This is a genomic window from Micromonospora sp. DT53 (assembly GCF_049841535.1).
In the GTDB taxonomy this organism is placed as follows: Bacteria; Actinomycetota; Actinomycetes; order Mycobacteriales; family Micromonosporaceae; genus Micromonospora.
This window is the reverse complement of the sequence record NZ_JBNCKM010000004.1, coordinates 175,586-200,435: the sequence shown is the minus strand read 5'-3', so window position 1 is coordinate 200,435 and position 24,850 is coordinate 175,586. Positions and strand designations below refer to the sequence as shown.

Below are 24,850 nucleotides of genomic sequence, written 5' to 3'. Positions count from 1 at the left end.
GACGCTAGGGCGCTCCGTCGACCACCGCCAGTCGCCACCGCGCCTCACCCTCGACCCCGACGGCAAGGTCGGTCGAGACGCCCTTGTCGACGAAGACCTGCGACAGGTTGGACACCCCGTCGCAGGGATATCGCAGCGGAGCGGCGCTCTTCACGTTCAGCGCGATCCGGCCTCCCCCGGTGCAGACGAAGTACACGGTGAAGCTGGCCCCGCTGGGAACCACATCGGCGATGCTTGCTTCCTTCTGCTCGGCCAACGGGCCGGCCAGCAGCACCCGGCCGGCCGGAAACCATCCCGTCGGCACCTCCGGCGTGGGGGAAGGCCGGCTCGGCCCGGTGGGTGAGGGGGGTTCGGACGGCGCGGCCGATCGTCTCGCCGTGTCACCGGTGCAGCCGCCGACCATCAGCACGGGGACGACCATGCCGATGGCCAGGCATACGGCGGAACGACCAGCGCGCATCTCGCGTCTCCAATCCAGGCCGCACGAGCCTGCTGAACCTCACCTCGGCCACGTGCACCTGGGCCGCCTCGGAACAGAGGCGGCCCAGGTGACGTCAGGCGGCCGTTGCCGGGTGCCGTATTCGCCTCCGGTACACGTACAGCACGAGCAGGATCAGCACCAGTCCCGAGCCGACCAGACCTCCCACGCGGAGCTGGCCGGACCGGTCGCCGGTGTCGCTGACCGGGGCGGCGACAGGGCCGAAGGTGATCGTGCCGCTGGCGTCGCCCTTGGTCCAGCCGCTGGCCAGGTCGAGCTTCCCGGTCCACGGGCCGTCCGGGAGGCGACGGTCCAGGACGACCCGGACCGTTGTGGTGCCGCCCAGGGCGAGGGTCTGCGCCTCGGATCGAACCGGGCCGACCGACAGCCCGCCGGGGCCGTCGCGCAGCCGCAGCTCGCCCGCGAGGTCAAGCGCCCGCTTGCCGGTGTTGCGTACCTCCGCCGTGACGACGGGGGTGCCGTCCGGGGTCCGCGATCCGGCCAGCGGGCCGATCGTGAAACCGGAGACCGGTTCGCCGCCGGGGCCCACGGACAGGTAGACCCGGATGCCGACCCGACCGACGTTGCGGACGGTCTGCCCGCTGTCGCCGGCGGCCTCGGCCCAGATGACGGCGTACCGCTCCCGCTGTTCGGCCTTCGCCGGCACGACGATGGTCACCAGCAGTTCGGCCTCCTCGTCGGCGTCGAGCCGCAGTGCTCCCTTGTCGACGTGGATCCAACTGCTCAGCTCGTTCTCGGTCCGGTCCGGCGCGAGCACGAAACCTTCCTGCGCGACGTCGGCGGCGGCTGCGTAGACGGCGATCGCACGACGGACCTCGGACGTGTTCTGCACGATGATCCGTCGCTTGATCGTCGTGCCGGGATGCACGTGGTCGACGATGTACTTGCGCGCCCGACTGTCGGCGCGACGCTCGACCGGGGCGTCGAGGAGGCGGATCCCGACCGAGGTGGGTGGCCCGGAAGGGCCGGGGCTGGCGGCCGGGTCGGGCGAGGAGCTGCGCTCCCCGTCCGGGGCCTCCTGGTCGGCTCCGGGCAGGTCGGGTGCGTGGACGCCGGCCGGCGCGGCCGACGCGTACGGTGTGGCCAGCGCGGTCGCCCCGACCGTGACCAGGACGGTCACGGCCAGGGCGAGGGCGCGAGCCCGCTCATGCCACCGAATGGGTGACCACCGCGGTGTAGGTGCCGGAGACGGCGGCAGGCGGGATCTGGACGTTGATCGTCGGGTTCCACGTCGCCGTGTTGTTGCCGCTGCCGCTCGTCTTGCTGAAGGCCACGCGGGGAATGCTCAACGCCACCGCCTGGGCGGCGGTGAGCTGGCCGGGTACGAAGGTGCCGGTGCCGGTGGTGGCGGTCGCCGGGCCGGACCAGTAGTCGATCAGGCCGGGAATGATTGTCTCCTCCGCTCCTCCAGCACCTGTCGTGAAGGCGGTGCTGGTGACGGTGGCCGTCCAGGTGGCGGTCAGGGCCGCCCGCGCGTCGTTGACGATCACCGGGCCGATCTGGCCGGTCAGGGTGCCGCCGACGAAACCCGCGCCCAGGTTGATCGCCGGCGGAGCGGTGATGTCCAGGTTCGCGGTGCCGATGGTGAACGTCACGATGGTGTCGTCGGTGGGCGCGGCCGCAGCCGGCGCGGCGAGGGCGAGCACTGTGGCTGCCGACGCGGTCAGGGTAAGAAGTGTCTTCCGCATGAGTGAAACGCTAATCGGTCATAGGGTGTGTCAAGCCGCTTTCCGGACAAAGCACCCGCTAGGCGACAGAGTGCAACACGGTGGCCGTGTAGGTGCCGTTGACGAGGCCTGCCGGCAGGCTGATTCGCAGAGTGGGGCGCCAACTGACCGTGTTGTTGCCGTTGCCGGCGGTCTTGGTGAAGGCGACCCGACTCACGTTGAGCGGGACCGCCTGGGCGGCGGTGAGTTGGCCGGGAACGAGTGTTCCCCCGCCGGTGGCCTTGACGACCGGCCCGGACCAGTACGACACGAGCGAGTTGGCCACCGTCCGGTTGACCCCGCCCGCTCCGGTCACGAACGCGGTCGAGGTGACGGTGGCCACCCACGTTGTCGATTGGTTCCCCCGGAAGTCGGCCACCTCGACGGTTCCCAGGGCACCCGTCAGCAGACCGCCGGGGAAACCCGCGCCCAGGTTGACGGCCGGGGGCGCGGTGATGTCCAACCCCGCCGCCAGCGGAGCCGGCAGCTCCTCCACCCGGCCCGGTGAGCCGCTCGTGAGCGGTGTCGGAGCCGCGCCGGACGCCCGACCGAGATCCGGCGACGGAGACGAGGGCGGGGTGCTGCCACCTGGCGAGGGCGCGCTCGGCCGGGCGCTCAGCGAGGGCGTGCTGCTCGGCGTCAACGAGGGAGAGGCGGCGGGCGACGGTGACGCGACTGGCATCGCCGGGCCCGGACTCGGCGTGAGACCGACACTGACGCCGAGCACTGAGGACAGAAGGACGGCTAGCATGGGCATCTTACGACTATAAGTTCTAGTTGTCCTTATTGTCGGATCTCGTGGCAACTAACGGCAGCCTCGCGAACCCTCCGCGCGTCGTCAGCTCCGCCGGGACCGCCGGGCCACCAGCAGCCCGCCGATCAGCAGCAGGCCCGCACCCAGCCCGGCCAACCACCCCACGGTTCCACCGTCGTCGCCGGTGACCGGCAGGTGGCTCCTGGTGGGGTGCGGGGTGGGCTGCGTGGGGTCGGGGGTCGGTTCCGTGGGGTGCGGGGTGGGCTGCGCCGTCGGCGACGGGGTCGGAGAGGCGGTTGGCGAGGGCAGCACCTCGAAGATCACGTCGGTCCCCGCCGACGGTGCGGCCTGGGCCGCGGACACCGGGTTCAGCGCCGCGCCGTCCGGGAGGAGCACGGGCGACACCACGAGCAGCAGCCCGGCCGCCGCCGCGAGCAGTCCCCCGACGAGCCCCGACCTGCCGACGGCCTTTGCCATGACGACCCCTCTCTCCGGAGAACCTCAATCCCGAGAAAAGTACCGTTTTCGGTCATCCAGGGCGGGGGTTTGATCCCCTCGCCTGGCAACCTGACCCGATCAGGTGGCGGCCAGGATCACCGCTTCGCCCGTGTAGTAGTAGCGCCTGTCGTCGCCGGTGGGGTCGACCGGCCTTCGGAGCCGCTCGATCGCGACGAACCCGTCCTCGGCCGTCACCGCCCCGGGCGCCCAGCCGGTTCCGTCCGAGCCGACATTGAGCACGAAGCGCGACAGCTGCCTCCCGGTCACCGGATCCAACGTCACCAGATCGTTCCCCTCGGTCAGCAGGTGCACCCGGCCGGGCTGCCCGGCCAGCACCCGGGCCGCGCCCAGGCTCGCCGACCGCCACAGCTCGGTGCCCGTACGCGCCGATCGACCCACCACGACTCCGTCGAGCACGGCAACGGACTGCTCACCGACCAGCGCGGCGCCGGCCGGGTCCAACGCGGGGGCGGCGACCGGCGAACCGGCAGCGAGCAACCAACCCCGACCGCCTTCGTCACCCGGCCCGGCGGTCCGCAACCCCAGACAGTCCGATCCGCCGGTACGACAGCCGAGCGGCGTCACCACAAGCCCGTCCGGGCCGCCCGGCGGTCGCCAACGCTCCCGTACCTCGCCCGTCGCCGCGTCGCGGAACTCGACAGTGGCAGCCCCGGCGCAGGTGTCCAGACCGATCAGCAGCCCGGTGGCGCTGGTGCCGACGTCGCTGCGGCACCTGCCGGGCAGTTCGACCCGCCACAGCTCCCGACCGCCGCTCAGCTCGACCCCACGCGCCTGGTCATCCCCGGTCACCACCAGCACGACCCGCCCGTCAGGAAGGTCGCTGAGCTGGAGGCCGGGAGCGTCCCAGACGGTCGCCGCCCAGGTACGGCGCACCGGAGCCGTGCTTGCGACCGGCTTCGGGCCGTCGGCTCGCCAGAGCACCCCGCCGGTTCGGGCGTCGAGTGCGACAAGTTGCCCGTCGGACCACCGGCTGACCACCGTGCTGCCGCTGGCCACCACACCGGTCAGCTCCGCCGGCCACCGCCGGTACGACCAGTACGGGCTGGTCCGGTACCGCCCGTCGACCGGCCGGTCCGCGTAGACCTGGCGGTGTGCGGCGTACACCCGCAGTCTCCCGTCGACGATCAACGGGGCGACCGGCAACCGACCGATCACTCCGGGCGCAGGTCGGGCCGGGGCCGGGTAGTCGGCCCGCGCCACGGTGCTCACCTCTGCCGGTGCGAGGACCCGGTGGACGACCACCGCGACGGCTGCCGTCGCGAGCAGCGCCGCGACCGCGATCGCGAGCTGTCGTCGGCCTCTCGGGAACCTCATGCCGCACCTCCGCCCGGCACCCTACCCAGGGCAGCGGGACGGACCCCGTTCAGGTCACGGCGACGGCTGACCGTCTGGCGCTCAGGCGGCTTCGACGGAGCCGGCGGCACCGGCCGCGACCGCGAGGTCGGCGAGATCACGCCAGAGCGCCGCCTCGACCGCCCGCGCGGCCAGCCCACCGAGCAGCAGCGCCACCACCCGACCGTACGGAGCGGTAGGCACCGCCTCCTGGGTGACGGTGATCGCCGTGCAACCCCGACGGCGGCGGCGGACCGGCCGCAGGCTCCAGGTGATGCGGTAGTCGGCGCCGGCACCTGAGGAACAGAGCACCAGTCGCTGCGGCGCGACCGCCTCGACCACCAGGAACTCCTCGGTCAGCGTGCCGCCGCCCGGCTGGACGCGCTCCTCACGCCAGGAGGTGCCCGGCCCGAACGAACCCGGAGTGAGCACCTCGATCGGGCCGGCCGCGGTCAGCCGGGCCGCGCGGCCGGGCAGGTCGGTCAGCAGACGCCAGACGTCGACAGCGTGCGCCTCGATGATCCCGGTAATCGCCACCGTCGACATGCCACCCTCCCGTGTCCCCGACGGTACGCGGAGTGAGGGCCGGCCGTGGCCCCCGGGACGGAATTTCCACCACCCGGAGGCCACACTGTCCGATTGGGCGACCCCTCCGGCACCTGTCGTCGTCGACAGGCGCCGAAGCGCCGGTCAGCGCTCGAAGCGACCGGCCCGAATCGCGCCGATGAACGCCGTCCACCCCGGCGGGCTGACCGCGAGCGTGGGACCGGCCTGGTCCTTGGAGTCGCGGACCCCGACCAGACCATGGACATCGACCAGGTTGTCCGCCACCTCCACGCAGAGCCCCTGGTCGTTTGAGCGGCTGCTGGTACGCCAGACCGCGCCCGCAAGATCGTGCATCGTCGTTACCTCCGTGTGCGTCGGGATTGCCCCACCGCTTGCGGCCGGGCAGAGCCCGGCTCGGATTGCGCGGTGTGGCAACGGAATCCGGACGATCAACGGATCAACCAGAGCCGGCGATCGCACAGCCGGTGCGATCACAGGTCCCGTGCACGAGACGGATGGTGGGTGCCCGCTCAGCGGGCCGGACGAACCGTGCCGGAAACCTCACCGAGGGCGATGGTGGTGCCGCCCGGGCCGGGCGCGGTGGCGGTGATGATCACCGTGTCACCGTCGTCGAGGAAGGTACGACTCTCGCCGCCCACCTCCACCGGCTCGGCCCCGCCCCAGGTCAGTTCCAGGAAGGACCCGACCTGTCCTCGGTCCGGGCCGGAGACGGTCCCGGAGGCGTACAGGTCACCGGTGCGCAGCGAAGCCCCGTTGACTGTGAGGTGTGCCAACTGCTGCGCGGGGGTCCAGTACATGGTGGCGAACGGAGGCTCGCTGACCTGCTCTCCGTTCCACTCGACCGCCATACGCAGGTCCAGGCCCAGGTGCGGCACGTCCCGCAGGTAGTCCACCACCGGCGGGTCCTGGTCGGGGGCTGGCACGAAGGCGTCGGCGAGGGCGTCCAGCGGCGTCACCCAGGCCGAGACCGAGGTGGCGAACGACTTGCCGAGGAACGGGCCGAGCGGTTGGTACTCCCAGGCCTGGATGTCCCGGGCCGACCAGTCGTTGACCAGCACCACACCGAAGACGTGTTCGGCGAAGTCGTCAACGGAAACCCGATCGCCCAACGCGCTGGGTACGCCCACCACGAAGCCCACCTCGGCTTCGATGTCGAGGCGTACCGATGGGCCGGTGACCGGGCCCTCGGCGGTGGCCCGCTGCCCGGTCGGCCGGGTCACCGGCGTGCCGGAGACGACCACGGTGCCGGCCCGCCCGTGGTAGCCGATCGGCAGGTGTTTCCAGTTGGGCAGCAGCGGCGGCTGGCCGGGGCGGAAGATCTGCCCGACGTTCGACGCGTGGTGAACGGATGAGTAGAAGTCGACGTAGTCGGCCACCTCGACGGGGAGCAGCAGCTCCACGTCGTCGAGGGGCACCAGCAGCGGTTCCACAGCGGCCCGGTGCGCCGGGTCGGTCAGCAGCTCGGTGATCCGCTGCCGCACCGCCGTCCACTGCGGACGGCCCAGGGCCATGAAGTCGTTGAGCACGGGCCGGCACAGCGTGCCGGCGGCCAGCACCAGCTCGGCGGCCTCGGCCGCCGCGAGGTCGAAGACCCAGGACCCGATCCGTACGCCGATCCGCGACGGACCCCCGTTCTGCCGGAACACCCCGTACGGCAGGTTCGTCACCCCGTACGACGAACCGTCGGCGCCGGTCACCCAGGTCATGCGTCGTAGCCCCCGTTCACCAGCCCAAGCCGGATCAGATCGGTAAGTGGTTCCAGGATGCTGCACGAGCCGAAGCCCACCCACAGGGGCCGGGGCCCGTCCAGCCGTGCCGTGGTGCGCTCCACCAGGGGGCGCGGGTCGACAACTGTCAGCAGCTCGGCGACCGAGCGCACCCCGTCACCGTCGGCGGCGGCCACTGTCGCGGCCAGCACGTTGGCGTAGCCGTGGTGGGTGAACCCGGTCTCCGGGTCCAGGTGTCGGATCGCCTGGTGCAGCCCGGCGGTGAGCTTGAACGGCAGGCCCCGGTCCCGGCAGGCGCAGATCACCGTGGCCAGCTCGGTCGGGGTGGGGAAGAGTTCGGCGGCCAGGCCGCCGGTGCGGAACTTGGCCGCGATCGGCACCCCGTCGGCCCGCGCGGCGACGAGCGCGTCCAGCGCGCCCATCAGCCCAAAGGTCAGCGGCAGCTCGGCGTAGACGGTTTCCACGCCCGGTAGCGCGTCGGTCAGCCGCAGCAGCGCGGCGATGCCGGGCAGCGGGTCCTCGCCGCGCTTGGCGACCGCCACCTCGACCTGACGGGCGGTGAGGCCGTCGGGGGCGAGCAACGACAGCGCGAACGGCAGGTTCCCGATCCCGGTGTCGCCGATGACGCCGACCACCAGCCCCTCGCCCGGGTCGACGAGACCACCCAGCTCACCGGCCGCCACGTCCGAGGCGGGGATCAGCAGCGGGCCGACCAGGTCGGCGTACCAGGCGACGCGGTGCTGGCGGTGGGCGGCCAGGGCGTCGTGCAGCGCGGCGCTGCCCGGAGGGAAGACGGCGGCGTCGTCCACCAGGCCGTTCAGGAGTGCGGGCACCTGCGTTGACACGGAACAAGAATGTACGGGACGCTACGAGGAACGGACAACAGCGTCCGATTATCGGACGCCTTCGGCCGGTGAACGGGTCGTATCGGGAGGCGAGATGCCGTATTACCGCAGCGTCGGCGAGGTGCCGCGCAAGCGCCACACCCAGTTCCGGCAGCCCGACGGCAGCCTCTACGCCGAGGAGCTGATGGGCCAGGAGGGCTTCTCCTCCGACTCGTCACTGCTCTACCACCGGTACGCGCCCACCGCGATCCTGGCCGCCGACGAGTTCACCCCGCCCGCGTTCACCCGGGCGCCGAACCTGCCGCTCAAGCCCCGCCACCTGCGCACCCACAAACTGGACACCGGCGGCTCCGACCCGATCCTCGGCCGGCAGTACCTGCTCGCCAACGACGACGTACGAATCGGGTACGTCCTCGCCGACCGGCCCTCACCGCTGTTCCGCGACGCCACCGGCGACCACTGCCTCTACGTCGAGTCGGGCACCCTGCGGGTCGAGTCCCCGTTCGGAGCGCTGGACGCCGTCGCCGGCGACTACGTCGTGATCCCCACCTCGACCATCCACCGGCTGGTGCCCACCGGCGACCAGCCCGTCCGGATGCTCGCCGTCGAGGCGTCCGGGCACATCGGCCCACCCAAGCGCTACCTCTCCGTACGCGGCCAGTTCCTGGAGCACTCGCCGTACTGCGAACGGGACGTCCGCGGCCCCGACGCCCCGCTGCTCGTCGACGGCGAGGAGGTCGAGGTGCTGGTCCGGCACAGGTCCCGGGCCGCCGGCCCCGGTGGCAGCGGCACTGCTTGGACTCGTCACACATATGCGCACCATCCGTTCGATGTGGTCGGCTGGGACGGGCACCTCTACCCGTGGACGTTCTCCATCCACGACTTCGAGCCGATCACCGGCCGCATCCACCAGCCCCCACCTGTGCACCAGACCTTCCAGGGGCCCAACTTCGTCATCTGCTCGTTCGTGCCCCGCAAGGTCGACTACCACCCGCAGTCGATCCCGGTGCCGTACAACCACCACAACGTCGACTCCGACGAGATGCTCTTCTACACCGGGGGCAACTACGAGGCGCGACGCGGCTCCGGCATCGAGCAGGGGTCGATCTCCCTGCACCCGTCCGGCTTCACCCACGGCCCCCAGCCGGGCGCCGCCGAGCGTTCCATCGGCGCGGACTACTTCGACGAACTGGCCGTCATGGTCGACACCTTCCGCCCACTGGATCTCTGCGACGCCGCCAGCGCCTGCGAAGACGAGGGATACGCCTGGACCTGGGCGCGCTAGCGGATGGCGGTTCTGGTGAAGACCGCGAACTCCGCCACCGCCGTGACGGCGATGGCCAGCACCAGGGGCCACGGGGAGCCGACCACGGCGTATACCAGCAGCAGCAGCGGCGCGGCGGCCACGGCGTAGATCGCCAGGGCCATCGCGCGGTCCGCGTGCAGCAGGACGGGCAGGACGGTCCGGGTCAGTCCCGGCAGCCGGGCGGCGAGCTGCCAGACGACGATCCCGCCGGTGAGCGCGGCGAGCACGGCGAGGATGCGGGAGAACCCGTCGCTCGCCGACGCCGCGAACGCGACGAGCACCGCCGCCACCAGCGACCAGCCCGCGCCGTAGAGCACCAGGCGGTGCAGCCCGTACGCGAGGGTCCGCGGCGAGTCGATCCGGCTCGGGCTGACCGTCACCGCCTCCGCGACGTGCTCCAACGCCTCCGACCAGCGGCGCTGCTCCAGCCGCATGACACCCACGTCGTGGCCGGCCTCGGCGATCCGTGGGTCGAGCCGCAGCGCCTCCCGGTAGGCCCGCTCGGCCAGGTCGAACAGGTCCAGGCGGGCGGCGACCAGGCTGAGCACCAGGTGCGCCTGCGGCTCCTGCGGGGCCAACTCGACACCACGCCAGGCCGCGTTCAGCGCCGGCTGACCGTTGCGGGCGCCGGCCAGGATCGCCGCCGCGCTCCGCTGGGCGTACGCGTCGGTCGGGCCGAGGGTGAGGATCCGGTCGGCGGTGGCCGCCGACTCGCTGTAGCGCTCCAGGTCGGCCAGGGCCATTCCCCTCGCGACCAGGGGTGGCAGGGCCTCCGGTGCGGCGGCCACTGCCGTGTCGGCGGCGGTGAGCGCCTCGGCCGGGCGGTCGGCGGCAAGGTGCACCCGGGCCAGCGTGATGAGCGCGTCGACGTCGCCCGGCTGGAGGGCCAACCCGTACGCCAGTTCCCCGGCCGCCTCGTCGTAGCGGCCGAGCTCGGCGAGGAGTTGGGCCCGCTGGACGTAGCCGTCGGCGGCGGACTGGTCGGGGGTGGGATCGCTGGACATCGCGGCGAGCTTAGGCGGCCGGCGCGTCGTACACCAGGGCCACCGCGACCCCGGCCAACCCTTCCTCACGGCCGGCGAAGCCGAGCCCGTCGGTGGTCGCCGCCGAGACGGTGACCGGGGCGCCGACCGCGGCCGAGAGGACCTCCTGCGCCTCCGCACGACGCCGGCCGATCTTGGGGCGGTTGCCGATGACCTGCACGGACACGTTGCCGATCTCCAGGCCGGCGGCCCGCACCCGGCGGGCCGTCTCGGTCAGCAACGCCACCCCGGACGCGCCGGCCCACTCCGGCTGGCCCACCCCGAAGGCGGAACCCAGATCACCGAGACCGGCGGCGGAGAGCAGCGCGTTGCAGGCGGCGTGCGCGGCCACATCGGCGTCCGAGTGCCCGGCGAGGCCGTCCTGGTCGGGCCACAGCAACCCGGCCACCCAGCAGGGCCGGCCAGGCTCGAACGCGTGCACGTCGGTGCCGATGGCCACCCGGGGAACGATCATGATCAGAGGGTACGCGTATCGCCTATGGGGTTTCGTCCACTCCGAGTTGGACGGCCTTGTGGTCCAAGGACAGGTTCGGTAAGATCGCACCGAACGCCCCAGGTCCGCCTCTGCCTTTTGCATGCGCCTGGGGCTCTATCTTTTCCCCGAAAAGACTGTAAGACACCTCCTGTTCGTGCCAGATGCCGTCATGTTCGCGGTCTATTCTGTGCCGATGGTGCAGCACCCCTACCTGCAAACCATGCCCCGATGGATCTCCCCTGGCCGCTTCGACTCCTACCTCGCCGCCGCTGGCGGTGATCACAGCAAGGCATGCGAACTCTACGAGTGGAACGCCGCGTTGTCTGCCGCCTCCTTTGAGGCGTTTCACTACGTCGAGGTCGTCGTTCGAAATGCCATCGACGTGGCGATGCAGCGACACCTCCGCGAAGCCGATCGGGGAATCCCCTGGTTTCTGCTGCCGATCAGCAGCAACAAGACCGTCCAGGACAGCATCGACCGTAGCGTTCTCCAAGTCCGCACCCGGCTGCGCAACGAGAACAGCAGCAAGGAGAAGCGCGACCAGGTCATCGCCGGCTTGAGCTTCGGATTCTGGGTCAACCTGTTGGGGCCCAAGCATGAGCAGCTCTGGCGGGAAGCCATCCACAAGGCCTTCCCGCATTCCTCCGGAAAACGGCACGACGTCGTCACCGCCTTAGAAAGACTGCGCGTCTTCCGCAATCGGCTGGCTCATCACGACTCTCTTCTCGCCGCGGACGTGCCGTTTCGCCTGTCTCAGATGATCGACGTACTGGGTTGGGCCGACCCAGACGCCGCGAATTGGCTCGCGGACAACGAGCGGGTAACTCGGGTTCATGCGGACCGACCCTCGCCTCGACATGACACGGTCGTAGTACCGGCACGGGACGCCTGGAGCCTCTACGAGTCGGTCAGCGCCTATGTTTGCCAGGCCGGTCGCTCCTTCCAGCCAGTGGAATACCTGGCCTTCTATTCACAGCAGCAGATCCACGCCGAGGTGCCCAAGATTCTCTTCCGACTAGACAACGTCGATTGGACCGTCGGGGAGGTCAACCGACTACGCGCTACCGGCCAAGCACGGGACGCACGAGTCGCGGACATCATCGAGGCCAGCCGAAAACTTGGGTGGACTGATGGGCGATACCAGGTCTTCGGACTGACCGCGCCCGGAGCAGAGGGTCACCTCACGCTCCGACGGCCGGTTCCACACCTGGCACGGGGCAGAGGAAGCGCCTTCACGCAGGGTCAGCGTTACATCGTGCGGGACAGACTCAGACGCGCGGCCACGACGGCGGACGTCTGAGGGGTCGGCTGACGCGTCAGGCGGACGCGGCAAGCAGATGCTCCGCCAGCGCCAGGTCGAACGGACGGGTGATTTTCAGGGCGTACTCCGAGCCGGGCACGCAGCTCACCGCGACGCCCTGCTTCTCGACCAGCCCGGCGTCGTCGGTGAGGGCGTCACCGGCGGCGGCGTGTGCGGCGCTGAGCACGGAGCGCCGGAAGCCCTGCGGGGTCTGCACCGCGCGCAGGGCGGAACGGTCGACGGTGCCGAGCACCACCTCGTCGGCGCCGACTTCCTTGATCGTGTCGACGACCGGCAGGACCGGGATCACCGCGTCACGCCCGCCACGGACCGCCGCCGCTACGGATTCGATCAACTCAGGCGGGGCGAGCGCCCGGGCGGCATCGTGCACCAGGATGATTGTCGGGCCGGTGGGCACGGCGACCAGCGCGGCCGCTACCGATGCCTGTCGCTCCGCGCCGCCGGGCACCACGATCACCGGTGCGACCGGGGCCAACAGGTCGCGGACGGCCTGCACCTCGGCGGCCGGCGCGGCCACCACGATGGTGTGCACGGAGGGCGCTGCGGCCAGTCGACGCACGGCGTGCACCAACAGCGGCTCACCGGCGAGCAGGCGCAGCGCCTTCGGTCGGCCGGGGCCGAGCCGCACGCCGGCACCTGCCGCAGGCACGAGGACCGCGACGTCACCGCGCGGATTGAGCTGCGCGGTCACGTCGCGGTCCTCGGTGGTTTCTTCACTACGAAGTGGGTACGACGATGCTGTGCGGACTAGGCCTCGGTGAGGACCTTGTCGAGCAGCGTCTCCGCCTCGTCCTTGGTGCTCTTCTCGGCCAGCGCGACCTCGCCGACGAGAATGTCGCGGGCCTTGGCGAGCATCCGCTTCTCGCCCGCAGAGAGGCCCCGCTCCCGCTCCCGGCGCCACAGGTCACGCACGACCTCGGCGACCTTCAGCGGGTTGCCGGAAGCCAGCTTTTCCAGATTGGCCTTGTAACGCCGCGACCAGTTGGTCGGCTCCTCGGTGTGCGGAGCCCGCAGAACGTCGAAGACCTTACCGAGGCCCTCTTCGCCAACCACCTCGCGTACGCCCACGATCTCGGCGTTCTCGGCCGGCACCCGGACCGTCAGGTCACCCTGCGCGACCCTCAGGACGAGGTATTGCTTAGGCTCGCCCTTGATGACCCGAGTCTCGATTGCCTCGATGAGTGCGGCCCCGTGGTGGGGGTAAACAACGGTCTCGCCGACACTGAAAACCATAGGTTCGAAACCCCTTTCGCTGTGTCTAGGGTAACACGCTCAGGCACCGATGTCTCACCGATGTCCTGACCGTTGGCGCAGCTCAGGGGCCCTGTGAGAGGTCTTGCTTCAGCTTGACAGGCGGTCAAACCGATGGTTCGAACACGCTCCGTAACGCAGAAATGACTGCCCGGTACGGGTGAACAGAACGTCGAGATCAAGGGCTATGCGCTCCTCCCATGGTAGCCCGGCCAGCAGGACCGCGCCCAGATGTAGCGGGAGGAGCCCCTGGTGCGCGACCCTGGAGAGACGAGCCGCACTCCGCTCTCGAGACGCTTCCAGGGGGTCCGATGGGCAAGCCGGACGCAGAGGGTCACGGGCCAGCCGACGGTCTGCCCGGCCTGCCGCCCGAATGGGGCCGCGTGGTGATTCCCGACGACGCCTCCGCGCTGGCCGCCGAGGCCGCTCAGATCCGCCGTGAGCTGCGCCGGGCCAGCGGCCTCCCGAGCGGCTACCGGGCCCTGGGCCTGCCACTGCTGGTCCTGCTGGTGGCCGTCCTCACCACGCTGGCCGGCCTGCTGGCGGTCACCTGGCCCCGCACCAACCGCGACGCCGACCGGCCGACCCCGGCCCCCTACTCGCCCCCCGCGACCCTCACCGGTCGGGCGCTGCCCGCACTGGACCTGGTCGACGCGGACGACGCACCCGTGCCCCTGCGCGGCCTGCTACCCGCCATGATCATTCTGTTGGACGGCTGCCCCTGCCCGGACCGGGTCGCTGACGCCCTGGCAGCCGCACCCGCCGGCGTCTCCGTGGTCACCGTCACCGGCGGGCGGACGCCAGCAGCCCGGCCCACCATCGAGCGGCAGGCTCGCGCCCTGGCCGACCCCGCCGGAGGCCTGCGGTCGTTCCTGGGCCAGCCGGCCCGCCCCGGCGCCGCGACCGCCCTGCTGGTCGACCGGGCCGGCATCGTGACCCGGGTCCTGCCCGACCTGGGCACCCCCGAGTCGTACCGGAACGACCTGACCGCTCTCGCCGCCTGAGTGGCCCTGCTAGCGAGGGGGCAGCGCGACGAGCTGTGCCTGAATGTCGATGGGCCGGTCGACGGCCGACAGCGACACCCGGAACGGCCCGCTACCGGGCAGCACCTCGGCATGGGCGATCGTGCCGTCGCAGTCGATGCGCGCCGGGCCGTTGATCTTGGCTTCGGTGCTCGTCACCACAAGCGTGCCGGGGCGGGTACACCGGAACTGGAGTAGGTAGCGGGCGCCGTCGTTGCCGGCCCGTCGGGTCACTTCCTGGCCAGGGGCCAGGTCCCGCTGCTCCCGCCAGATCGTCTCCTGGAACACAGGCAGGTCATCCGCGGCGAAGAGCGCCCCGGGATCGCCCTCGATGTCGGTGATCGAGCCCGTTTCCGGGTCGATCACCACCTGCGGCCCGGTGCGCACCCGGAGAACCTCGCCGGTGTTGGGATCGATCCGCACCGTCACCCGCTCATCGGGCTCCGCGGCCGCGAGATCCTGTGCGAGGAGACGTTCCACCGGGGTGCTGACACTCGGCCCGACCGATGGCACCGCCGCCGAAGGGACAGCCGTCCCGGCCGTCGACGCGGGCGCGGCGGACTGCCACCACCAGCCACCGACGGCCAGGACCGCCGCGGCAGCGCCGAACAGCACCACCGAGCGCAGCCGGTCGTCCGAGGTCGCATCCATCCGTCGAGCCTACCGGCCGGAGGTTCAGTCCTGTCGATCGAGCAGGGCGGCGTAGAGGGTGAGCCCGGGGCCGAAGGCCAGCATGACTATGCGTCGAGCCGCCGGTGTCGCACGGGCCAACCGGTCCAGGATCAGCAGCACCGTCGGGGACGAGCAGTTGCCGTGCTCGTCGAGCGTCGCGCGGGACGCCGCCAGCCCCTCCGGGGGCAGCGCCAGCTCCCGCTCGACCACGTTGAGGATCCTCGGCCCACCCGGGTGCACCGCCCAACCGTCCACCTCGGAGTTGGCGATGCCGTGCCGGGCCAACAGGTCGTCGACCAGCTTGCGGACGTGCCTCGACAACACCTGCGGAACCTTCGGCGACAGCCCCATCCGGAACCCCGCGTCGGTGACGTCCCAGGTCATGTGGTCGGCGGTCGAGGTGTCGGTGACGGCGGTGACCTCGCGCACCGCGTACCCCGGGCCGCCCGGCATGACCACGGCGGCGACCGCGGCGTCCGAGAAGAGCGCGTGGGAGACGATCTGCTGGGTGTCCACCCGGGCGCTGGACGGCTGGATGTGCAGGCTTGTCAACTCCGCGCAGAGCAGTAGCGCCGGACGCCCCCGGGCGGTCACGAAGTCACTCGCCGCGCCGAGCCCCGGCAACGCCGCGTAACAGCCCATGTGGCCGATGAACATCCGCTGGGTGTCCGCGGCCATGCCCAGGTCCCGGGCGAGCAGGATGTCCAGCCCCGGGGTGGCGTACCCGGTGCAGGAGCAGACGATGAACAGCCCGATGTCGCCGGCGCTCAGCCCGGCGGCGGTCAAGGCGCGACCCACCGCCTCCTTGCCCAGCGGCAGCGCCTCCACCTGGTAGCGGCGCATCCGACGCTCGGTCGGCCAGTCCGAGACGTCCTCCAGCAGCGGGTTGACCGCGGCCTGCCGTCGCGTCACCCCCGAGTTGGCGAAGATCCGCTCGGCCAACGCCCGGGTGGTGCCGGTGAAGTGCCGGGAGAAGAAGCCCTCCCACAACTCGTCCTGCGAAGCGGACGGCGGCTGCGCTGTCCCGAGCCCCGCGATCACTGGTACGGACACGATCCCCACCTCTCGTCAGATGCTGTCCTCCCCCTGGCCGTCCCACCAGCCACCTCGGCCGGTCCTTCTTCCGTGCGAGCCCGGTGCGGCGGGCTCACCAACGTGGTGCCGATCCGTCACGATCCGGGTCGCCGCCCAACGCGGCGATGCCCAGCCAGTCGGCGCAGACATCCGACGTGGCCGGGTGCAGTGAACCGCAGCGGGCGTCGCGGTAGAGCCGCTCCAACGGATGACCACGGCGGGTCGCCGAGGTGCCCGCCGCCTCCAGCACCGACGCCGCCACCTCGGCGGCCGTGGTGCCGGCGAGCAGCTTCGCCCGCCACACCCAGCGGTTGGTCTCCTCGTCACCGGGAGCCTCGTCCACCCGGCGGGCTGCCTCCGCAACCACCAGCTGCGCGGCGGCCGTCGCCGCGTCCGCCCGCCCCAGTCGAGCCCGCACCGCGGGCAGACCGGCCAGGTTACGGGCGTTGAGGTGCTCGGCCGCCGCGTCGATCGCCGCGCGGGCGACCCCCACGTAGACGGCCGCGTAGCTGGCCACCAGCCAGTGCGGCATCAGCTGGGCGACCACCAGTGCCAGCCCCTCCACCCCACCGAGCAGCCGGTCGGCGGGCACGCTGACGTCCAGGTGCAGGTCGTGGGAGGAGGTGGCGCGCATGCCGAGCGAGTCCCAGGTCGGCTCCACGGTCACCCCGTCGCCGGCGGCCACCAGGAACTGTGAGACCACCGACTGGTCGACCGCGCTACGTGCCGCCACCAGGTAGCCGTCCGCGTGCCCGGCGCCGGAGCAGAAGGTCTTGCTGCCCTTGAGGTGCCAACCCCCGTCGGTCGGCTCGTACGCCGTGGTCAGCTGGGACAACCGCGCGCCCGAGCCACGCTCGCTCATCGCGACCGAATACCAGGCGCCCAGCGCCGCCGCGCTGAGCAGCCGGTCGCGGGCGGCCAGCGCCTCGTCCGACACGCCCAGCGCCTCGGCCAACTCCTCGGTGACCGCGCCCAGCGCGCCGGTCACCGAGGCGTGCATGTTGAACACCAGGGCGGTCGCGCCGTTACCCCGGGCAAGCTCGGTGGCCACCGCGGTGTACTCGGCGAAGGTGGCTCCCAGGCCGCCGAGCGCCCGGGGCACCATCAGCCCGAACAGGCCGGCCTCTCGCAGGTCGGCGAAGTCGTCCACGGGGAAGGAACCGTCCCGGTCGTGCTTCGCCGCCCGCGCGGCGAATCGTGGCGCCAACCGGCGTGCTGCCTCAAGCGCGTGCACAGTCATCTCGCCCCCTCCTCGGCGTTCCCATACCCCGCCACGGCCCGACTATCCTTTGCGGACCCCCCGGCCCTGGTAGAGCACGGCCGTGGATCCGGTCGGCACGATGCGTGGCGCGCGGCCGGCGGGCACCACACCTGCCGTTCGGCTCGCCCGGGAACGGCGCAGCAGCCAGGCGATCATGCCGCCGACCTGTGGACGGATGCCCCGCAGCCGCAGGTCGACACCGTGCCGGGCGCACTCGGCCACCAGGGCCCGCGAGTCCACGAACAACCGTGGATCGTGGATGCCGCGCGGCACCGTCGGCAGCCGCTCGGCGATCCGGACCGCGACGAGCCGGGCCAGCGCCGTGTCGTTCAGAGTGTCCAGCACCAGCACGCCGCCCGGGCGCAGCAACCGACACGCCTCGGCCACCGCGCGCGGCCAGGCCGGCACGTGCTCCAGCAACTCGCCCGCGGAGACCACGTCGGCGCAACCGTCGGGCAGCGGGACCGCGGTGGCGTCGCCCTGGACCACGCGCACCCCGTGCTCGGCCGCCTGGACGAGTGCCGAGCGTGTCAGGTCCACCCCGACGTGGCGGTAGCCCTTGCCGGCGAGGTGCGGCGCGAGCAGGCCGGCGCCGCAGCCCAGGTCGACGAGCAACGCGTCCGGCCGGGTGGCCGGCGGCACCAGCGCCGCACGGGCCTCCGCCAGCCAGTGCAGCATCGCGAACGCCCCGTCCGGCCGCCACCACTCACCGGCCAGATCGTCGTACTGACGCGGATCGTTTCGCGGCAGCACCCTCGGACCGGTGGCCGCCCCGGCCGCAGCCACGTCTCGCATGGAACCGAGCGTGGCACGACTGCTCGGTAACGACCAGACTTCCCTTATGTCGTCGAGGGTGTTAGGGCTGGTCAGAGCAAGCCATCCGGAACCGGCCGCGGCGGTGACCACGGTGGCCGGTCTGCTGGCGTGGGGAGTGGGCCACCGGCCGGCCGGAATCGTCTCGGTGGTGCTCGCCGTGCTGGCCAGTCAGCTCGCCGTCGGCTGGACCAACGACGCGCTCGACGCCGAGCGGGACGCCACTGTGGGGCGTACCGACAAACCGGTCGCCAGTGGCGCGGTCGGTCGACGCGCCACCGCCTGGGCCGCCGCGGCGGCCGCGGCGGCCTGCCCCCTGCTGGCACTGACCACGAACCCGGCGGCGGCGTTCTGGCTGACGCTCGCCCTGGTCTCCGCCCTGCTCTACGACTGGCCGCTCAAGGCCACCGTGTTCTCGGTGCTCCCCTACGCCGTGTCGTTCGGCGCGCTGCCCGCCTTCGTGGTGCTGGCACTGCCCGGTCAGCCGGCCCCGCCGGTCTGGCTGGTGGCGGCGGCGGCCTGCCTCGGCGCCGGCGCGCACTTCGCCAACGTGCTGCCCGACCTGGCCGACGACGCCCGCACCGGCGTGCGCGGCCTGCCCCACCGGCTGGGCGCCGCCGGCAGCCGGGTGGCCGCGGCGGGTCTCCTCCTCGCGGCGACCGCGGCCCTGGTCCTCGGGCCACCCGGGCCGCCGTCGGCGATCGGCTGGGCGGCCGTCGGCACGGCCGCCGTGGTGCCGCCGCTGAGCTGGTACGCCGGGCGCTCGGCGATCCGGGCCGGCCGGCGGCCGGTGGCGGCCTTCCGGGCGGTGATGCTGGTGGCGCTCATCGACGTGGTTCTGCTGGTGGCGAGCGGTCGGGTGGTGTGACCGCCACCCGGGCAGGTGGCATTGCCGGGTCCGCGTGCGGACCTCGATCAGCCCCAACTACCCTGGAGCGCGGTCTGCGCGGGTATGGCCACCGTGCCCGGCGTACGGCCCGGGTGGGGATTGTGACGAGGAGGACCGACGTGACGCGCTCGATCAGGGGATCCCGGCGGGCGGCCCTGTTGCTGTCCGGGATTGCGGCGGCGAGCCTGCTGGCTTCCGGATGCGGCACCGGTCAGATCGCCGAGACCGCGTTGAAGGAGCCGTCGGTCCAGGGCGTCAACCTCACGACCAACAACGGTTCTTTCTCGGTGCGGGGCCTGCTCGTGGACTTCCCGGGCACCGAGGGTTACAAGGCCGGCCAGGACGCCGGGCTCGGCGCGGTGATCTACAACGACTCCAAGGAGACGGTGACGGTCACCGTCACCACGGAGAGCGCCCGCGAGGTGGTGATCAGCGGCGGCTCGGCGAGCCCGTCGCCGTCCGCCTCGGAGTCCGCCTCCGAGAGCCCGTCGCCGTCCGGTTCGGGCAGCCCGTCGAACTCGACGTCCGGATCACCGACCCCGTCGGTGACGCCCTCCGAGACCGGCTCGTCCTCGGCCACCCCGTCCGCCCCGGAGTCGGCGCGGGCGTCCGGTTCGGCCAGCCCCTCCGCCCCGGGCCAGCCGGCGCGGATCGAGCTGGCACCGTTGAGCTACGTCCAGTTCAACTCCGAGGCCACCACGCAGCTCCGGCTGATCGGCCTGACCGAGGCGCTGCGCTCCGGCCAGAACGTCGTCGTGACCTTCGACTTCGGCAACGGCAACACGGTCACCGGGCAGGCCCCCGTCGCGGTGCCGCTCACCCCGGCGGCCCCTCCGTCGCCGATCATCGAGCGCGAGGGCGGCTACGAGGGCAACGAGGGCGGCACGACCCACGAGTGACCCGATCCGCACATCGACGGACGCCCCGGCGTGGTGACCACCACGCCGGGGTGTTTTCGTCGTACGCGAGGGCTAGCGTCCTGATGTGACCACCTCCCGATCGACCCCTCCGCGTGGCGGCACGGCCGGTGCCGCCCGTGGTCGGTCCGCCGCCCGCGAGCCGCGTCCGGCCTACCAGTGCGACGCCTGCGGGCACCAGCCGCCCAAGTGGGTGGGCCGTTGCCCAGAGTGCGGCGAGTGGGGAGCGGTGGTCGAGCACACCGTCACCGGTCCGACCGTGTCCGGTCGGGTGGTCAGTTCCCGGATGCCGTCCGAGCCGGCCCGACCGATCGCCACCATCAGCGCCGCTCCGGCCCGCGCCGTGCCCACCGGGGTGAGCGAGCTCGACCGGGTGCTCGGCGGCGGCCTGGTCCCCGGTGCCGTGGTGCTGCTCGCCGGCGAGCCCGGTGTCGGCAAGTCGACCCTCCTGCTCGATGTGGCGCAGCATTGGGCTGTCGGTGCCGGCAGCCCCTCGCTGGTGGTCAGTGGCGAAGAGTCGGTCAGCCAGGTGCGCCTGCGCGCCGAACGGATGGGCACCTTGCACGAGCAGCTCTACCTCGCCGCGGAGAGCGACCTGGCCTCGGTGCTCGGTCACCTCGACGCGGTCAAGCCGGGTCTGTTGGTGCTCGACTCGGTGCAGACCATCTCGACCACCGGCACCGAGGGGGTGCCCGGTGGGGTGACCCAGGTCCGCGCGGTCACCGCGGCGCTGGTCTCGGTCGCCAAGGAGCGGGGCATCGCGACCGTGCTGGTCGGGCACGTCACCAAGGACGGCCAGGTGGCCGGGCCTCGGGTGCTGGAGCACCTGGTCGACGTGGTGCTGCACTTCGAGGGCGACAAGCACTCGTCGCTGCGCCTGGTGCGCGGCGTGAAGAACAGGTTCGGCGCGGCCGACGAGGTCGGCTGCTTCGAGATGCACGAGGGCGGCATCAGCAGCCTGGCCGACCCGTCCGGGCTGTTCCTGACCCGCTACGCGGAGCCGGTCCCGGGCACCTGCGTGACAGTGGCCATGGAGGGGCGGCGGGCCCTGGTCACCGAGGTGCAGGCTCTGATCGGCGCAACCGTGGCGGGGTCTCCCCGACGCACCGTCTCCGGCCTCGACTCGGCGCGCCTGGCGATGGTGCTCGCGGTGCTGCAACGGCGCACCGAGCGGCTGACCCTGCACGACCGGGAGGTCTTCGCCGCCACCGTGGGCGGGATCCGGGTGGTGGAGCCGGCCGCCGACCTGGCGGTCGCCCTGGCGGTCGCCTCCGGCGGGCTCAACCTGGCGATCGCGCCGCACCTGGTGGCGATCGGTGAGGTGGGGCTGACCGGCGAGGTGCGTCGGGTCGGGGCGGTGCCGCGCCGGCTGGCCGAGGCGGCCCGACTCGGGTTCAAAATGGCCCTGGTGCCGCCCGGCTGCGGCCCGGCCAGCACCGGCGCCGGCCCCGAGCAGATGCGGGTGACCGAGGTCACCGACGTCCGTGCGGCGCTGCACCACGCGGCCCGTGCGTCCGCCGAATGACCCACCGTGCCGACGAGGGCGGCGAAACCGGACAGCGCGCCGCAAGCGGGAAACCGGGAAGAGGTCGGCATCGTGACACATCACAGTAACCACGACAGCACCCACCGCACGGCAGTCCGTAGACTGTGCCCGTGCCGATCGACCGCGATACCACCAAGCCAGCCGGCGCGCCGCCCCAGGCCCGCACCGGCGCCGTGGGCTCGCCCGCCCGCCCGATCAGCGTGAGCGTGACTGCGGGAGCCACCGGGAGTGCCGGAGATCCGCTGCGGGCGAATCTCGCCCTGATGGCCCCGGGCACCGCCCTGCGCGACGGTCTGGAGCGCATCCTGCGGGGTCGCACGGGTGCGCTCATCGTGCTCGGCTACGACAAGGTGGTCGAGGGATTGTGCACCGGCGGTTTCCCGCTGGATGTGGAGTTCTCCGCGACCCGGGTGCGCGAGCTGTGCAAGATGGACGGCGCTGTGGTGCTCTCCAGCGACGGCACCAGGATCGTCCGGGCGGCCGTGCACCTGATGCCCGACCCGTCCATCCCGACCGAAGAGTCCGGCACCCGGCACCGCACCGCCGAGCGGGTGGCCCGCCAGACCGGCTACCCGGTCATCTCGGTCAGCCAGTCCATGCGGATCATCAGCCTCTACGTCAACGGCCAACGGCACGTGCTCGACGACTCCGCGGCAATCCTCTCCCGGGCCAACCAGGCGCTGGCCACCCTGGAGCGCTACAAGCTCCGGCTGGACGAGGTCTCCGGCACGCTCTCCGCCCTGGAGATCGAGGATCTGGTCACCGTGCGGGACGCGGTGGCCGTGGTGCAGCGACTGGAGATGGTTCGCCGGATCGCCGACGAGATCGCCGGTTACGTGGTGGAGCTGGGCACCGACGGCCGACTGCTCGCCCTGCAACTCGACGAGCTGATGGCCGGGGTGGACGCCGACCGGACCCTTGTCATCCGGGACTACCTCCCCGTCGGTCGCAAGTCGCGCACCCTCGACGAGGCTCTCGTCGAACTGGACCTGCTCGGTGCCACCGAGCTGATCGACCTGGTGTCGGTGGCCAAGGCGATCGGCTACCCGGCGGCGTCCGACGCCCTCGACGCCGCGGTCAGTCCGCGCGGCTTCCGACTGCTGGCCAAGGTGCCCCGGCTACCGGTGGCGGTGGTCGACCGCCTGGTGCTGCACTTCGGCAGCCTCCAGCGCCTGCTCGGCGCGACCGTGGAGGACCTGCAGGCCGTCGAAGGGGTCGGCGACGCCCGGGCCCGCGGCGTCCGTGAGGGGCTGTCCCGGCTCGCCGAGGCATCCATCCTGGAACGCTACGTCTGACCCGGCTCAGCCGGTGACGGTCAGCTTCACCGGGTCGCTGAGCTTTGTGCCGACCCGAGCGAACACCTGGTACGACCCGACCGGCGGGAACGGCCCGCCGGCCAACGCACCGTCGCAGCGGCTGGTGTCGCGCCCGTTCCACGGCACTTCGTAGGAGCGCTCGAAGTTCGGCGTGAAGGTCTGCACGTCCGAGCCCGTGACCTTGCCGCAGGTGTCCGACGACCAGACCTTCTCGGCACCGGACTTGATGAAGATCTCCTGAAGGTCGGCGCCGACGTTGCGGCTGCACGTCCGATCGGACGTGTTCTTGATCTTCAGTTGCAGCTGCGCCACCGTGCCTCGCTGGACCGAGGTCGGAGCCGCCGACGAGACCACGCTGATCTCCTCGTTGGTGCAGGTGCCGTCGTCCTCCGAACCGGCCGCCGCACCCAGCGGCGGTGTGTTGCTGGTGATCGCCGGGCTCGGAGTCGACGCACCCGCACCCGCATCAGCGGACGATGACGGGCCCCCGGTCTCCGGTGTCAGCACCGGCCCGCCGGGCCCGGACGTCCCGGAGGACGTGGCCGACGGCGAACTTCCCGCCTTCGGCTCCTGACCGCCGGAACGATCCGAACCGGTGCAGGAGTAGAGCAGGACAATCAGGAACAGAAACCCCGCTCCGAGTACGACGACGCGACGCCGCCAGTACACGGCGGGTGGCAGGGGGCCGACCGTCAGACGCATGATGCCCTCCACCGTAGCCGCGCCGTACCCGGCAGTGCGGCGCGACGCGCCGGAGCCACTCCGGGGCACTCGCCACAACCTCCACTGAGGACGGACGGCACGCCGGCCGGGCAGCCGATCACAGGTAGACCTTGCGCTGATAGACCGCGTGCGCGCCGGCCACCCGGTCCAGGAAGAGTAGCCCCGCGCAGTGGTCGATCTCGTGCTGCAACGCCCGGGCCTCGAAGCCGTCGCTCACCAGCCGGACCGGCGCGCCGCTGCCTGGCAGGTCACCCTCCACCACTAACCGGCTGGCCCGCTTCACGTCGCCGGTCAGGTCCGGCACCGACATGCAGCCCTCCCGGCCCGGCTTCCACCGCGTCGCCTCGACCACGCGCGCATTGCACAGCACGAAGGTGCCGTGCACCGTCACCGCCTTCGGATGCCCGGTCACGTCAACGGCGAAGACCCGAGCGCCCACCCCGATCTGCGGCGCGGCCAGCCCGACGCAGCCCGGCGAGACCCTCATCGTGGCGATCAGGTCGGCCGCGAGTTGGACCGTCTCCTTCGCCGTGGGATCGACATCGGCAGCGGCCCGACTCAGCACCGGATGCGGGGCGGACACCACCGCCCGCACCTCGCCCGACACGTCCAGCGACTCCGGTGTCCAGTCCCCCAGACCGACGTCCGGGCCACGCTCCTCGCCGGCCGGGCCACGCTCCTCACCGGCCGGGCCACGCTCCTCGCCGGTCACAACAGGTCCAGGTCCGCCGGCCGGAGGGTGACCTCCACGCCCAGCTCGGCAGCCGTCCGGTGCAGCCGGTCGATCACAGTGTCCGCCACACCGGCCGGCAACTCGACCTCCGCCAAGACCACGTAGAGCGCACCGGTCAACCGGGTACTCAGGTCGGTGACATTCCCACCGGCATCCACAAGCACCCGCGTCATCGCCGCGACGATCCCCATCCGGTCCGAACCGTGCACCGCCATCACGTACGGCTCACCCACCGGAGGCACATCGCCGTCCGGGGTGACCGCGCGTACCGTCGCCAGCAGCTGGCCCCCGGCGGCCAGCGGCGCCAGTGCGGCCTCGACCTCGGCGGCGGCCGGACCGGTGCAGATGAGGGTCATCGCGAAGTGCCCCCGCAGCCGCGTCATCGTGCTGTCGGTGAGGTTCGCGCCCAGTCCGGCCAGCACCTCCGCGACGTCGGCCACGATGCCCGGCCGGTCCCGACCGATGACGGTGATCGCGAGCTCGTTCATCCGCGCATTCTCCCCCGTCCGCCGAACGACGACGTGGCACCCCGCCCGAGC

General features: G+C 72.0%; 28 protein-coding genes. 7 read left to right on the top strand and 21 right to left on the bottom strand.

Features of this window, described 5'->3' with window-relative positions:
- Window positions 1–4 precede the first annotated feature (4 nt).
- The 10 genes from ACLQ3B_RS15125 to ACLQ3B_RS15080 all read right to left on the bottom strand — a co-directional run bounded on the left by ACLQ3B_RS15125 (window position 5) and on the right by ACLQ3B_RS15080 (window position 7,949).
- On the bottom strand, window positions 5–460 hold the full coding sequence (locus ACLQ3B_RS15125; RefSeq protein ID WP_425781180.1) for a hypothetical protein: 456 nt from the start codon (window positions 458–460) through the stop codon (window positions 5–7).
- 94 nt (window positions 461–554) lie between these two features.
- On the bottom strand, window positions 555–1,619 hold the full coding sequence (locus tag ACLQ3B_RS15120; protein WP_425781179.1) for a hypothetical protein: 1,065 nt from the start codon (window positions 1,617–1,619) through the stop codon (window positions 555–557).
- Between the two features lie 25 nt (window positions 1,620–1,644).
- Window positions 1,645–2,187, bottom strand: a complete 543-nt coding sequence (locus ACLQ3B_RS15115) for a hypothetical protein (protein WP_425781178.1) — start codon at window positions 2,185–2,187, stop codon at window positions 1,645–1,647.
- A 58-nt stretch (window positions 2,188–2,245) separates the two neighbouring features.
- Window positions 2,246–2,701, bottom strand: a complete 456-nt coding sequence (locus ACLQ3B_RS15110; RefSeq protein ID WP_425781176.1) for a hypothetical protein — start codon at window positions 2,699–2,701, stop codon at window positions 2,246–2,248.
- A 342-nt stretch (window positions 2,702–3,043) separates the two neighbouring features.
- Window positions 3,044–3,436: an LPXTG cell wall anchor domain-containing protein gene (locus ACLQ3B_RS15105; protein WP_425781174.1), complete on the bottom strand. Its 393-nt coding sequence runs from the start codon at window positions 3,434–3,436 to the stop codon at window positions 3,044–3,046.
- A 99-nt stretch (window positions 3,437–3,535) separates the two neighbouring features.
- The gene (locus tag ACLQ3B_RS15100) at window positions 3,536–4,792 is read right to left on the bottom strand and encodes a PQQ-binding-like beta-propeller repeat protein (protein ID WP_425781172.1); all 1,257 of its coding nucleotides are present in this window, start codon (window positions 4,790–4,792) and stop codon (window positions 3,536–3,538) included.
- Between the two features lie 81 nt (window positions 4,793–4,873).
- On the bottom strand, window positions 4,874–5,356 hold the full coding sequence (locus tag ACLQ3B_RS15095) for an SRPBCC family protein (RefSeq protein WP_425781170.1): 483 nt from the start codon (window positions 5,354–5,356) through the stop codon (window positions 4,874–4,876).
- A 144-nt stretch (window positions 5,357–5,500) separates the two neighbouring features.
- Entirely contained in the window at window positions 5,501–5,710 is a 210-nt protein-coding gene (locus ACLQ3B_RS15090) for a DUF397 domain-containing protein (protein ID WP_030327888.1), read from the bottom strand.
- Window positions 5,711–5,886: 176 nt separating this feature from the next.
- On the bottom strand, window positions 5,887–7,083 hold the full coding sequence (fahA, locus tag ACLQ3B_RS15085; protein ID WP_425781168.1) for a fumarylacetoacetase: 1,197 nt from the start codon (window positions 7,081–7,083) through the stop codon (window positions 5,887–5,889).
- Window positions 7,080–7,949 carry a hypothetical protein gene (locus ACLQ3B_RS15080; RefSeq protein WP_425781166.1) on the bottom strand — a complete coding sequence of 290 codons (870 nt, stop codon included), beginning with the start codon at window positions 7,947–7,949 and terminating at the stop codon, window positions 7,080–7,082. The genes fahA and ACLQ3B_RS15080 overlap by 4 nt, the downstream gene beginning before the upstream one ends.
- Window positions 7,950–8,043: 94 nt before the next feature.
- Here ACLQ3B_RS15080 and ACLQ3B_RS15075 point away from each other — a divergent pair, with 94 nt between their 5' ends.
- Window positions 8,044–9,234 (top strand): homogentisate 1,2-dioxygenase, encoded by a 1,191-nt coding sequence (locus ACLQ3B_RS15075; RefSeq protein ID WP_425781164.1) that lies wholly within the window; start codon window positions 8,044–8,046, stop codon window positions 9,232–9,234.
- Here ACLQ3B_RS15075 and ACLQ3B_RS15070 read toward each other — a convergent pair.
- Together ACLQ3B_RS15070 and ispF are read right to left on the bottom strand one after the other, a co-directional pair.
- On the bottom strand, window positions 9,231–10,259 hold the full coding sequence (locus ACLQ3B_RS15070) for a tetratricopeptide repeat protein (protein ID WP_425781162.1): 1,029 nt from the start codon (window positions 10,257–10,259) through the stop codon (window positions 9,231–9,233). The two genes, ACLQ3B_RS15075 and ACLQ3B_RS15070, sit on opposite strands and share 4 nt — an antisense overlap.
- Window positions 10,260–10,269: 10 nt before the next feature.
- Window positions 10,270–10,755 carry a 2-C-methyl-D-erythritol 2,4-cyclodiphosphate synthase gene (gene ispF / locus ACLQ3B_RS15065; protein ID WP_196924679.1) on the bottom strand — a complete coding sequence of 162 codons (486 nt, stop codon included), beginning with the start codon at window positions 10,753–10,755 and terminating at the stop codon, window positions 10,270–10,272.
- 187 nt (window positions 10,756–10,942) lie between these two features.
- Between ispF and ACLQ3B_RS15060 the strand changes: the two genes are divergently transcribed.
- Window positions 10,943–12,073 (top strand): hypothetical protein, encoded by a 1,131-nt coding sequence (locus tag ACLQ3B_RS15060; RefSeq protein ID WP_425781160.1) that lies wholly within the window; start codon window positions 10,943–10,945, stop codon window positions 12,071–12,073.
- A gap of 16 nt (window positions 12,074–12,089) precedes the next feature.
- Here the strand turns inward: ACLQ3B_RS15060 and ispD are convergent, their stop codons facing one another.
- Both ispD and ACLQ3B_RS15050 read right to left on the bottom strand, forming a co-directional pair.
- On the bottom strand, window positions 12,090–12,785 hold the full coding sequence (gene ispD / locus ACLQ3B_RS15055; protein WP_425781158.1) for a 2-C-methyl-D-erythritol 4-phosphate cytidylyltransferase: 696 nt from the start codon (window positions 12,783–12,785) through the stop codon (window positions 12,090–12,092).
- 56 nt (window positions 12,786–12,841) lie between these two features.
- Complete coding sequence (locus tag ACLQ3B_RS15050) at window positions 12,842–13,327, bottom strand: CarD family transcriptional regulator (protein WP_007073334.1); 486 nt, start codon at window positions 13,325–13,327, stop codon at window positions 12,842–12,844.
- A 329-nt stretch (window positions 13,328–13,656) separates the two neighbouring features.
- On the opposite strand from ACLQ3B_RS15050, the gene ACLQ3B_RS15045 reads away from it, so the two are divergent.
- Window positions 13,657–14,349, top strand: a complete 693-nt coding sequence (locus ACLQ3B_RS15045; protein WP_425781156.1) for a hypothetical protein — start codon at window positions 13,657–13,659, stop codon at window positions 14,347–14,349.
- 9 nt (window positions 14,350–14,358) lie between these two features.
- Here the strand turns inward: ACLQ3B_RS15045 and ACLQ3B_RS15040 are convergent, their stop codons facing one another.
- The 4 genes from ACLQ3B_RS15040 to ACLQ3B_RS15025 all read right to left on the bottom strand — a co-directional run bounded on the left by ACLQ3B_RS15040 (window position 14,359) and on the right by ACLQ3B_RS15025 (window position 18,169).
- Window positions 14,359–15,018 carry a hypothetical protein gene (locus tag ACLQ3B_RS15040; protein ID WP_425781154.1) on the bottom strand — a complete coding sequence of 220 codons (660 nt, stop codon included), beginning with the start codon at window positions 15,016–15,018 and terminating at the stop codon, window positions 14,359–14,361.
- Window positions 15,019–15,042: 24 nt separating this feature from the next.
- The gene (locus ACLQ3B_RS15035; RefSeq protein WP_425781152.1) at window positions 15,043–16,092 is read right to left on the bottom strand and encodes a type III polyketide synthase; all 1,050 of its coding nucleotides are present in this window, start codon (window positions 16,090–16,092) and stop codon (window positions 15,043–15,045) included.
- A gap of 94 nt (window positions 16,093–16,186) precedes the next feature.
- The gene (locus ACLQ3B_RS15030) at window positions 16,187–17,353 is read right to left on the bottom strand and encodes an acyl-CoA dehydrogenase family protein (protein WP_425781150.1); all 1,167 of its coding nucleotides are present in this window, start codon (window positions 17,351–17,353) and stop codon (window positions 16,187–16,189) included.
- A 42-nt stretch (window positions 17,354–17,395) separates the two neighbouring features.
- Window positions 17,396–18,169, bottom strand: coding sequence for a class I SAM-dependent methyltransferase (locus tag ACLQ3B_RS15025; protein ID WP_425781148.1), 774 nt, complete (start codon window positions 18,167–18,169; stop codon window positions 17,396–17,398).
- A 46-nt stretch (window positions 18,170–18,215) separates the two neighbouring features.
- Here ACLQ3B_RS15025 and ACLQ3B_RS15020 point away from each other — a divergent pair, with 46 nt between their 5' ends.
- The 4 genes from ACLQ3B_RS15020 to disA all read left to right on the top strand — a co-directional run bounded on the left by ACLQ3B_RS15020 (window position 18,216) and on the right by disA (window position 22,834).
- Window positions 18,216–19,055 carry a UbiA family prenyltransferase gene (locus ACLQ3B_RS15020; RefSeq protein ID WP_425781146.1) on the top strand — a complete coding sequence of 280 codons (840 nt, stop codon included), beginning with the start codon at window positions 18,216–18,218 and terminating at the stop codon, window positions 19,053–19,055.
- A 140-nt stretch (window positions 19,056–19,195) separates the two neighbouring features.
- Window positions 19,196–19,975 carry a hypothetical protein gene (locus tag ACLQ3B_RS15015; protein ID WP_425781144.1) on the top strand — a complete coding sequence of 260 codons (780 nt, stop codon included), beginning with the start codon at window positions 19,196–19,198 and terminating at the stop codon, window positions 19,973–19,975.
- 85 nt (window positions 19,976–20,060) lie between these two features.
- Window positions 20,061–21,518 (top strand): DNA repair protein RadA, encoded by a 1,458-nt coding sequence (radA, locus tag ACLQ3B_RS15010; RefSeq protein WP_425781142.1) that lies wholly within the window; start codon window positions 20,061–20,063, stop codon window positions 21,516–21,518.
- 131 nt (window positions 21,519–21,649) lie between these two features.
- Window positions 21,650–22,834 (top strand): DNA integrity scanning diadenylate cyclase DisA, encoded by a 1,185-nt coding sequence (gene disA, locus ACLQ3B_RS15005; protein WP_124818993.1) that lies wholly within the window; start codon window positions 21,650–21,652, stop codon window positions 22,832–22,834.
- A gap of 6 nt (window positions 22,835–22,840) precedes the next feature.
- Here the strand turns inward: disA and ACLQ3B_RS15000 are convergent, their stop codons facing one another.
- The 3 genes from ACLQ3B_RS15000 to ACLQ3B_RS14990 form a co-directional block, all read right to left on the bottom strand.
- Entirely contained in the window at window positions 22,841–23,557 is a 717-nt protein-coding gene (locus ACLQ3B_RS15000; RefSeq protein ID WP_425781140.1) for a hypothetical protein, read from the bottom strand.
- Between the two features lie 118 nt (window positions 23,558–23,675).
- Window positions 23,676–24,215 (bottom strand): peptide deformylase, encoded by a 540-nt coding sequence (locus tag ACLQ3B_RS14995; protein WP_425781690.1) that lies wholly within the window; start codon window positions 24,213–24,215, stop codon window positions 23,676–23,678.
- Window positions 24,216–24,286: 71 nt separating this feature from the next.
- On the bottom strand, window positions 24,287–24,799 hold the full coding sequence (locus tag ACLQ3B_RS14990; protein WP_425781138.1) for a glycine cleavage system protein R: 513 nt from the start codon (window positions 24,797–24,799) through the stop codon (window positions 24,287–24,289).
- Between the last annotated feature and the right edge of the window lie 51 nt (window positions 24,800–24,850).